Here is an 8,607-nt window from a genome sequence, read left to right as displayed (position 1 = left end):
CATCATCATTCCCCCAATATATGGCAGTCTTACCCACCAATTCATAACTGTTGGTTCGGTTGAATAAGAGGTCTTTGTGCTTCAAATATAACTTTGGCAAACTATCGGATTCATACTTCAAATATTTGAATTTTCCGTCCATCAGTTCTCGGTTTTGAATATGCCCCATTGCATAAACAGGCACCCCTGAACTTTCCGTAGCCATTGCCTTTTCAGATGTTCCATATTCTGATGACATAAACAAATCACCAAAGCGGACCCATTTCCAATCCCTCGGCAGATTACACGGTTCATCCCGAAGGTTGATTTCCGGCAGCGGTTTTTGCTTTTTAATAACCTTCGCTTCAATCAACTTCTCTTTTTCATCCGAAACCTTCTCCAACAAAACACTGGCGGGTTCATCGTTTGGGTCTTGGGGGACGAGTTTGCCTTGGACGGCGAGTTGGAGGATGGTGGCACGTAGGGTTTTGACGGTTTGGGGGTCGTTGAACCAGTTTTGGAAGTTGTTTTGAGTGATAGACCAATTGGTGTTGATATCGGCTGCGTCAGCTGCTTCTGTCAGGTGATGTAGGGTCGAGGCCACGCAGTCGCGTTTCAGGGCCACGTGCTCGTTCTGTTGGGCTTCCAGTTCATCACACACCCCCATCAATTCATCCACCTTCGCCACAATCCTCTTTTGCTCGGTCAGTGGGGGGATAGGAAATGGGGTATGGATAATTTTTACCCTTGAAATGTTTGGCTGTGCTCCACCAGCACCTTGGTCTGTAAAAATAGGTCGATATGCTTTTAAGCCTATGTGGAGATATTCATTGAAAACACCATCAAACGGTGTGCAAGCACACACTGCCTGATTGGTTGTGCATTCAATACCTGCAACGGCAGTTTTACCAATTGTGGCACCATACATGGCAACCATCACATCACCGGGCATATTCACACGCAATGACGATTTTTGGAGTGCTTCTTCTGTAACGGTTTCTTCGGAACTGGTAATAACACCACCAGTCAATTCACCAGATTTAAACCAAGGAATTGTTCCGCCATAAAATGTTGATTGCTTCCGGTTTGGAGTTGCACCAGCACCCCAATCACCTAATTCACCAAATCGACACCATCTCCATTTTGCTGGTATAGAGAAGTATTTTTCTCCGTCTTCGACCTCTGAAAATGGTTGGGCTTTGCGTATTTTTTTTTGACGAATTAAATCATCTCGATACGCTGCAATTCGCTCAAATAATAAGCTTGCAGGCTCATCATCTGGGTCCTGTTCAACCAACTTCCCCTGAACCGCTAATTGCAAAATCAAATCCCGCAGTTTTTTAATCCCACCCGGCCCCTGTGCCAGATGTCCGAACTGGGTGAAGAAGATGTCCTTATCCATGGTGATTACACTCCATCGCCGTTGCTCAGGGCTTCGGCGAGGATGGCTTTCAACTGGGCCTGTGTCTTCATCATCGCTTCTTGGTTTGCCTCAAACTTCTTCAACAGGACAGACGGTGGCGTATGTTCGGCATCCACCACATTCGGGTTTGAAATATCGAGGTTGTAGTTATTGTCGATGATCTGCTGAACCGGAACCTGCCATGCGAATTCGTTCTCGGTGCGGTTATTCCACCATGCTTTTTCCGGTTCGAATTCCTCAATCCGCATGGGCTTGGTTTTGTTGTAGCTTTTGACGCCTTCCGGGTAGGGATGTTCGTAATACCAGACGCTCTCGGTCTTCGTGCCTTTATCGAAGAACAGGATGTTGGTTTTAATGCCCGTATAAGGGTTGAACACGCCATTGGGCAGCCGCACGATGGTATGGAGATTACATTCGCTGAGCAATTTTTCCTTGATGCGGGTCTTGATACCTTCGCCAAAAAGCGTGCCATCGGGCAGGACCACGGCGGCCCGACCATCTTTTTTCAACAGATTGATGATCAGCACCAAAAACAGATCGGCGGTTTCCCGCGTTCTGAATGTGGCGGGGAAATTATTTTCGATGCCGTCTTCTTCCATGCCGCCAAAGGGCGGGTTGGTCAGGATGACTTCGACGCGGTCTTTGGGGCCATAATCACTGTAGGATTTATTCAGCGTATTATCGTGGCGAATGTTGGTCGGCACGTCGATCCCATGCAGGATCATGTTGGTGGTGGCGAGCAAGTGCGGCAGGGCCTTTTTTTCCACCCCATAGATGGAACCATTGATGGTGGTGCGGTCCTCGGCACTTTTTTCATATTTCCGGCGTTTATGATCAATCGCACAGGCCAGAAACCCGCCTGTGCCGCATGCCGGATCAAGCACTTTATCATCGAGTTGCGGGTCCACCATATCGACCATGAACTGGGTCACCGCCCGTGGGGTATAGAATTCACCAGCGTTGCCAGCCGATTGCAAGTCTTTGAGGATTTGCTCATAGATGTCGCCGAACATATGGCGATCTTCGGTGCTGTTAAAATCGATCTCGTTAATCTTGTTGATGACCTGACGCATCAACGTGCCGGACTTCATGTAGTTGTAGGCATCCTGAAAGACATTGCGGATCACCACGGCCTGCGGCCCAGCGGTGGTCGGTAGCTCGGTCAGGGTGGGGAACAGGTCCGTATCCACGAAGTTTTGAAGCTCGTCGCCCGTTATCCCCTCGCTATCTTTGGCCCAGTTGCACCACCGCAGACGGTCCGGCAGGGGAGATTGGAAATCATCATCCAGCAATTCCTGCTCGGCTTCCCGGTCATCAACGATTTTCAGGAAGAACATCCAGACCAATTGCCCGATGCGTTGGGCATCCCCATCTACGCCCACGTCTTTACGCATGATGTCTTGGATGGATTTGATGATCCCGGAAACGTTACCCATAAATTATTAGCCTTGCTTGAAAATTTCTTGTTCTAATTCAATAATCGCATGGGCGTAGTTGTCCTTACCGCCAAACACATCACGAATAATCTCCACCGGGGAGCCGAATGAGTTGAGCGGGTGGAGTTGCAACACCCGACGATCTTCCAAGGTGTTTAGCCCTTGGTCTGCATATTTGTCCAGCAGTCCTTCTAAGACGGCACGGGCTTTATCTTCGTATCGAGCGAAATAATTACGCTTCTTGACGTTCTCCGCCCTCTCACGACGTGTGAGCGGTGGTTGGCCGTAGGCGACGTGACAGATCAGATCGAACGCCCCCATAGACTCCCCATTCGGGATTTCGGCACGCAGGGCATCAAGGATGATGCCTTGGGCCGTGAGTTCTTCGATGATAGCGGATTTTTTCTCCGCCTCATTCCAACGTTTGAGGAAATCATCAAGGGAGGCAAATTGCTTCATCACGCTCTTGCGGGTGTAATCTTCCAAGCTTTCGGTGATCAGGTTGTTATCCGCATCAAGATATTCAATCCGGCGACCAACGACTTCGACCGCGACGTTATTGACGTAATATTTGGTGCGGCCTTCACCGTCGCTGCCGCCTGTGTCCTCCCCGTCGTCGGTTCCGGTCTCGTCTTCTTCCCAGTCCAGATCATCAACCGGAATGTCTTCACCCTCGATTTCAACCGTGCTGTCGTCATCGGGTGTCTCGCCCGTTGGCGTCCATGTCTCCCCATCAATGATCTGTTCGGGGATGCCGTCGAACTTGGGATCATAGAAAAGCTCGGTCGCTTTTTTGAAATCCATGATGGTAAAATATCGTTTTCCGAATTCCTCATTCACCCGCGTGCCACGCCCAATGATCTGTTTGAACTCAGTCATGGACTGGATGCGTTGATCAAGCACAATCAGCTTGCAGGTCTTGGCATCAACGCCTGTGGTCATCAGCTTGGAGGTGGTCGCGATCACCGGATAGCGTTCTTCCGGATGGATGAAATTGCCAAGTTCGGCCTTACCTTCGGGGCTGTCGCCTGTAATTCGCATAACATAGCGGGTGCTTTCGGCCATACGGTCCGGGCAGACGTTTGCGATCGCCTGACGCATGCGTTCAGCGTGGTCGATGTCTTCACAGAAGATGATGGTTTTATCAAACGGGTTGGTCTGTTTGAGATATTCAACAACCTTCTGGGCAACAAGTTCGGTGCGTTGCTCCAACACCAATGTGCGGTCAAAATCCCGCTGGTTATAGGTGCGTTGCTCAATCAGATTGCCGTTTTTATCAAGCTGGCCTTCTTCGGGGGTGAAGCCTTCTAGGTCTTTGTCCAAATCGAACTTGATAACCTTGTAAGGGGCCAAAAAGCCATCATTGATGCCCTGTTTCAGTGAGTAGGTGTAAATCGGATCACCGAAGTAGGCGATGTTGGAAACGTCTTTAGTTTCCTTCGGCGTTGCTGTCAGGCCGATGTGGGTGGCCGAGCTAAAATGATCCAAAATCTCACGCCAAGCAGATGCTTCCGACGCCGAGCCACGATGGCATTCATCAATGATGATCAGATCGAAGAAATCGGGGGAGAATTGTTTGAAGATTTTCTTTTCTTCTTCACTGCCTGTTGCGGCCTGATAGAGCGACAGATAAATCTCGTAAGACTTATCGACCATCCGTTTCTGGATTTTGGTCATTTTATCGCCAAAGGGGGAGAAATCCTGCTGCTTCGTTTGGTCCACCAAGATATTGCGATCTGCCAAAAACAAGATGCGTTTCTTGGTCTTGGACTTCCAAAGACGCCAGATGATCTGGAAGGCGGTATAGGTTTTGCCTGTCCCGGTCGCCATGACCAGCAGGATACGGTCCTGAGCGTTTGCAATGGCCTCTACCGTCTTGTTGATGGCGAGCGATTGGTAATAACGCGGGGCTTTGCCAGAACCATCGTCATAATAATCCTGCTCCACAATATCGGCAGCATCATCTGCGATCCCTTTATGGGCCTTGTATTTCGCCCAGAGGTCTTGCGGGGACGGGAACTGGTCAATCCCAAGCTCGCTTTCCAGCTTGCCCGATGACAGGGTTTTATCGTGAAACAGAAAGCTTTTGCCGTTGGTTGAAAATGCAAATGGCACGTCCAGCAGTTCCCGGCATTCCAGATAGCCAAGGGCCTGCTGCATGCCTTTACCGACAGAGAATTTCTGTTTTTTGACTTCGATGCAGGCGAGCGGGATGTTGGCTTTGTGATAGAGGACAATATCGGCGAACTTCTTCGGGCCACGAGCAGTCATATTGCCCCGCACGACGATGCGACCATCGGTTAGCGGTGTCTGCTGCTTGATCTGCGTCTTGATGTCCCATCCGGCCTTTTTCAGTGCCGGAATGATGATTTTTGTTTCGACGTCCGTTTCGGAAAGTTCCACGCCCAATCCTCTGTTTTTTCTTCACATTATTCAGGTGCAGGAAAGGTAGCATAAACTCGTTTAAGTAATGAAATAGAAAATGAAAAACTGAACTGTAAAATTGGAATCAAATGAGCATTTGATGCAGTTGCTATTCGGCTACGGCTGCGATTTCATGTTTACGGAGAATGGTTCCGGTGATGACTTTAGCGAACTCATCAATGATGTTCGTCCGTGACCAAACCACCAGCATAGACGCAAAAGGGGCCTGCTGGCGTGCTTCACCAAATCGTAGACGTTTCTGGATGAACAACACGTCAGCAGATGGCGTGATCAGTGTATGAAAATACTCGGTGTTCGTTCGGCACGGCAGCAAAGCGACGATGGTTTCGGCATTGCCGTTATAAAATTCCTCATGGGCCTTTGCAACCCACGTTCCCAGCGTTGAATAAGGCGGATTTAGATAAACATTCTTGGCGTTCCAAGGCTGTTTCAGGCCGTCATGTTCTTCGTAAAAGTGGGTTTCAGCAACCACATAACTATCTGCGTTGGTCGCGGGGTCGAGGTCGAACACCGGGATCACTGCATAAATTTTTTCAAGGAAGTCTTTTGATGTATTCCAAGAGTTTGTAGCCCCTTGTTTATAGTGCAACCGCCGTTGTTTTCGCACGGACAAGGATGTTTTATAGAACGTCAGCACCGCATAAAATGACGACAATCGGCCGCGACCTTTTTCCAGATTAATCAATGTTGGCTGGGTCAGGCCCGTCATTTCGCAAACATGTCGTTGCGAATACTTGCGGCTCCGTCGGATTGACTTGAGTTGTTCGCCCAACCTTTCAACCAGTGGCAATCCCGTCAATTCCAATCCAAGACCACTCAAAACAGTTTGCAGCGTTTGGAGGCTACCGATGTCATTTTCGATATTGCGAATAGCCTCTACTGTTATCGATATTTCTGTCGCCAAGGTCGCCTGACTGATTGCAAGCTCTTTCCGAAATTGTCGGATTTTATGACCAATCATGCTAAAGTAAACCACACCTATTTTTACCATGGTTTTCTTTAGCAGGTTTTATCCGGCATGCAAATGCGATTTGCTATTTTTCGATTTCCTCGGAACTAAATCCACTCGCCCCCATTTCCGACCAAGCTGATCTGCGGTTCAGCTAAATTGAGCGTGCCATCAACACCAATAATATCAACCGTTGGGGCCGACAGAATTTCATTCATGGCTTGCATCTCATCCGTATGAAAGATCGCGACGTCAACGACAACATGAAGTAGCTGGCTGGTGTCCCCAAGCCCTTTCAACATCAATTGTCGCACATTCCCAACAATTGCGTTCAGGCATGGAAAATGGACTTCAACTTTGTCCATTCTAAATGGCGACAGCCGGGTCGCACTCCGAGCTAAGATCACAATACTGAACTGGTAGACCTGTTCTAGTGGTGGTGTGGGTTGTTCTTGTTCGTAGGTAATTTCGCGACATCTCATGTTGGTTTCCTTTACTGATGTTCCCCTTTATTTATCCGGGATGAACAACATCTGAGTTCAACATTGATAAATAGCCATGATGAATTAACAACCATGGAGATTTCGATGATAATCAAAGTTGAAAACTTACCTTTGCATGAGGAAGTATTCGAATTCCTGCGTGCTAATTATTACTTGGCTGATGCTGCTGACATGAGCAGAAAAATGGGTAAAAGCCGCTCCTACATGGCGAGTTTGCGATATAGCTGCCATGAACCCAGCAGGGACGCCTACAACAGTCTGTTCGGCTATTTACAGGAATGTTTAGCGGAGACAACCGATGGTGATTTGCGTAATTGCCTAGAGACTTACATCACTCGCATTCACAGCGAGGTGTTGGCATGACCTGTCTGACTGTCCTGCCGGTAAAGATATCCGGCACGATTCCGCAATGCTACATTCCCAACCAATTATTTTGCCCGAAGATTGTTTGCAATGAACACCACATCTTCGCAACTGATCTAAAAATAAGAAAAACGGGCGATGATGTTTTCCCAATATATAAGCTTGAAGTCGTGGGTCACATTATCATTCAAAACGGGTTTGGTGAGGGAACGGTTGAGGCGTTGCAGAACAGACCTTTTGCCCAGTTCGAATCTGACGGTATCACTGCGATCATTTGGGACTGTGTAATCTCTGTCGGTCTGTCAGAAGCCCGAAGTATCGACCTTACCTTCAATACAATAACGAATTCGTTTGAGGAGCAAATGATATGACCAGTCTCAATGCTTTTACGCCATCAAAAAAGCCAAACTTCGATGACTTCAAATATTGCCTCGGTATTGATTTGGACGCAGCACGACTTGATCGACTGTTGGACTTATTACCGCATATGTCATCTGTAGCCGTTTCATCATTAATGCACAGCAATGACATGGACCAGTTCTGTTCTGACATGCTCCGCATGTGGAAGGACTATGTAAATATCGAAGTTTGGTTCAATGACTGCGAAGAAGGCATGAATTTGCTGAATTTGCTGGATACCAAGCCTGATTTCTTCCGAGTTCGACAATAACATCGTAATTGCGATTTGCTATTCTGCTATTTCTGCGACCTCGTTGTTTTTTCAACGGGGTCGTTGTGTATTTTACATACCGAGCCATTCTTGACCGACGTGGACGTCATCTGTTTACTTCCGCATGTTCCATACATCGGCTTTTACTCACATAACCCATTTGAAATGTTTTTTGAAGTTCAGCTACATATTGATTGGGAAATAGGAATAAAGCTTCAATTAATTCCTATTTGTTTATGTTTTGGATTCTCTCAAAAAAAAGCAGGAATAGGAAATCGCGAGTATAGTTTCAAGTCATGAAAACTCACCATGATAATTTGCACGGAAGTTATTGAATGGACTCTACATTTGACTTTTTGCAGAGCTTTTCATGTAGTTGCAAACCAGCACCAAATTTGACAAATATGATTTGTAAGTTAGCATTTGATGTAATGACCAAGGATGCTTTTTAATGATTTCACTCATCTTTTCAAACCAAACAAAACCATTATCTACAACACCACGTCGTGACCCCGTTGATGTTTTCGAGAACTCGCTAACACAGCAAATAGACGCATGTAAATTGGCTCAACAAGGCGAAGCCTATATACTAAAACGCCGTCGTTACAATGGCGGCAAAGAGCATTACCTCGACGTTCCGTTACGTCCATGGTGGTGGCAGCACGAAGGCCAGTATTATGTCACGTTGAAATATTCATCACAGACGGTAGCCATCAACGGTCACAAGAGCATTGTAGCAGGAACATCGTTATCCGACGTTGAGGCGGTATTAACGGCGGTGTTAAATGCCATCGAAATCGACGATGCAGATGTGACTACTGCCATCCATGATGCGTATG

At 47.4% G+C, this 8,607-nt stretch carries 9 protein-coding genes; 4 read left to right on the top strand and 5 right to left on the bottom strand.

Features of this window, described 5'->3' with window-relative positions:
- From ACN0VA_RS17835 to ACN0VA_RS17815, 5 genes are all read right to left on the bottom strand, one after another.
- The coding region (locus ACN0VA_RS17835; protein ID WP_417822465.1) for a restriction endonuclease subunit S at positions 1 to 1,381 on the bottom strand (1,381 nt) is incomplete at its 3' end.
- 5 nt (positions 1,382 to 1,386) lie between these two features.
- Complete coding sequence (locus ACN0VA_RS17830) at positions 1,387 to 2,838, bottom strand: N-6 DNA methylase (RefSeq protein WP_417822464.1); 1,452 nt, start codon at positions 2,836 to 2,838, stop codon at positions 1,387 to 1,389.
- Between the two features lie 6 nt (positions 2,839 to 2,844).
- The gene (gene hsdR / locus ACN0VA_RS17825; RefSeq protein WP_417822463.1) at positions 2,845 to 5,241 is read right to left on the bottom strand and encodes an EcoAI/FtnUII family type I restriction enzme subunit R; all 2,397 of its coding nucleotides are present in this window, start codon (positions 5,239 to 5,241) and stop codon (positions 2,845 to 2,847) included.
- 130 nt (positions 5,242 to 5,371) lie between these two features.
- A complete protein-coding gene (locus tag ACN0VA_RS17820) occupies positions 5,372 to 6,244 on the bottom strand; it encodes a DNA N-6-adenine-methyltransferase (RefSeq protein ID WP_417822462.1) in 873 nt (290 codons plus the stop codon).
- A 95-nt stretch (positions 6,245 to 6,339) separates the two neighbouring features.
- Complete coding sequence (locus tag ACN0VA_RS17815; protein ID WP_417822461.1) at positions 6,340 to 6,714, bottom strand: hypothetical protein; 375 nt, start codon at positions 6,712 to 6,714, stop codon at positions 6,340 to 6,342.
- Positions 6,715 to 6,918: 204 nt separating this feature from the next.
- Here ACN0VA_RS17815 and ACN0VA_RS17810 point away from each other — a divergent pair, with 204 nt between their 5' ends.
- The 4 genes from ACN0VA_RS17810 to ACN0VA_RS17795 form a co-directional block, all read left to right on the top strand.
- Positions 6,919 to 7,098, top strand: a complete 180-nt coding sequence (locus ACN0VA_RS17810; protein WP_188667219.1) for a hypothetical protein — start codon at positions 6,919 to 6,921, stop codon at positions 7,096 to 7,098.
- A complete protein-coding gene (locus tag ACN0VA_RS17805) occupies positions 7,095 to 7,469 on the top strand; it encodes a hypothetical protein (RefSeq protein WP_417822460.1) in 375 nt (124 codons plus the stop codon). The genes ACN0VA_RS17810 and ACN0VA_RS17805 overlap by 4 nt, the downstream gene beginning before the upstream one ends.
- Positions 7,466 to 7,768 carry a hypothetical protein gene (locus ACN0VA_RS17800; protein ID WP_188667216.1) on the top strand — a complete coding sequence of 101 codons (303 nt, stop codon included), beginning with the start codon at positions 7,466 to 7,468 and terminating at the stop codon, positions 7,766 to 7,768. The genes ACN0VA_RS17805 and ACN0VA_RS17800 overlap by 4 nt, the downstream gene beginning before the upstream one ends.
- Positions 7,769 to 8,219: 451 nt before the next feature.
- Positions 8,220 to 8,607: hypothetical protein (locus ACN0VA_RS17795; RefSeq protein ID WP_417822459.1), on the top strand; the 388-nt coding region annotated here is incomplete at its 3' end.

Origin of the sequence: Terasakiella sp., from assembly GCF_048267425.1 — a bacterium.
Taxonomy (GTDB): Bacteria; Pseudomonadota; Alphaproteobacteria; order Rhodospirillales; family Terasakiellaceae; genus Terasakiella.
Note: the sequence above shows the minus strand (reverse complement) of the source record. Positions and strands in the feature narration are given on the sequence as shown.

Excerpts from the sequence above, each read along its gene's own strand:
- ACN0VA_RS17800 (WP_188667216.1), top strand. The coding sequence starts at position 7,466 with ATGACCAGTCTCAATGCTTTTACGCCATCAAAAAAGCCAAACTTCGAT.
- ACN0VA_RS17810 (WP_188667219.1), top strand. The coding sequence starts at position 6,919 with ATGGGTAAAAGCCGCTCCTACATGGCGAGTTTGCGATATAGCTGCCAT.
- ACN0VA_RS17830 (WP_417822464.1), bottom strand. The coding sequence starts at position 2,838 with ATGGGTAACGTTTCCGGGATCATCAAATCCATCCAAGACATCATGCGT.
- ACN0VA_RS17820 (WP_417822462.1), bottom strand. The coding sequence starts at position 6,244 with ATGATTGGTCATAAAATCCGACAATTTCGGAAAGAGCTTGCAATCAGT.
- ACN0VA_RS17815 (WP_417822461.1), bottom strand. The coding sequence starts at position 6,714 with ATGAGATGTCGCGAAATTACCTACGAACAAGAACAACCCACACCACCA.
- ACN0VA_RS17805 (WP_417822460.1), top strand. The coding sequence starts at position 7,095 with ATGACCTGTCTGACTGTCCTGCCGGTAAAGATATCCGGCACGATTCCG.